This window comes from Streptomyces sparsus, from assembly GCF_054776295.1.
The window spans coordinates 1-971 of the sequence record NZ_BAAHCA010001349.1; the positions used below are offsets into that span (position 1 = coordinate 1).

The 971-nt window shown below is 72.2% G+C and carries 1 protein-coding gene; it reads left to right on the forward strand.

Annotated elements, in window-relative coordinates; genetic code table 11:
• Positions 1-203 precede the first annotated feature (203 nt).
• The gene (locus ACYVE9_RS28360) at positions 204-827 is read left to right on the forward strand and encodes a hypothetical protein (RefSeq protein ID WP_461030749.1); all 624 of its coding nucleotides are present in this window, start codon (positions 204-206) and stop codon (positions 825-827) included.
• Positions 828-971: the final 144 nt, after the last annotated feature.

Sequence of the window (971 nt, forward strand, 5' to 3'; positions counted from 1 at the left end):
GGGCGGCCCGCTCGTCGCCGCCCGCACCCGGGGACGCCGGAGACGCCTGATGCCCCAGTGGCTACGGAGGGTGCAGCACCGGCGCCCGGAACCGCTGTTCCGGGCCGCCGGAGGCAGTTGAGCGTTTACCGATCGTATTCGTGGCAATCCGAGCGTGGACAGCTCAACACCCTCTATCAGTAGAGAGCCGGGGGTACCAAGCAATGTCCACAGTCGTGATCGTCACAGTGGTCGCGGTGCTGGTCGTCTGTGTCGCCGCCGGCGTCCTGTACGCCGTACGGAACAAGAGCGGCGGGCGCAACCTGAAGCACCGCTTCGGACCCGAGTACGACCGGGTCCTGGCCCGCCACAACGGGGACCACCGCGCCGCCGAGGAGGAACTCGGCGCCCGGCTCGACCGGCACGGTTCGCTGAAGACCCGCAGCCTGCCGCCCGAGACGCGCGAGCAGTACAACGAGCGCTGGACCGTTCTCCAGGAGCGCTTCGTCGAGTCGCCGCAGCAGGCGGTGGCCGAGGCGGAGCAGCTGCTGGGCCGGCTGGCCGAGGACGTCGGCTACCCCGCGTCCCAGCACTTCGACGAGCAGACCGACGCCCTGTCCGTGCACCATGCCGCCGAGGTCGAAGGCTACCGGCAGGTGCACACCGCCGCCCGTGGTGAGGGCGACACCGAGCAGATGCGGGCCGCCCTGGTCGAGGGGCGCGCCATGTTCGACGCCCTCATGGGCGGCCCGACGGACGAGAACCGACGCAGCCACGGTGAGACCGACGGCGCTCGTCAGCCGCAGGTCACCGGCCGGCGGCACACGAAGGGAAGTGACACCGCGTGACCACCGACAACGAACGCGCCATGCGCCAGGACCAGCAGGCCCGCACCGCGCCGGACGCGCCCGACCGGGCACCGGCAGGCGGCAGGACCGACGACCGGGGCGACGTACGGCTCGGTGACCGGCCGGCCGCCGACGGACCCGGGC

Coding starts and splice junctions, on each gene's coding strand:
- ACYVE9_RS28360 (WP_461030749.1), top strand. CDS start 204: ATGTCCACAGTCGTGATCGTCACAGTGGTCGCGGTGCTGGTCGTCTGT.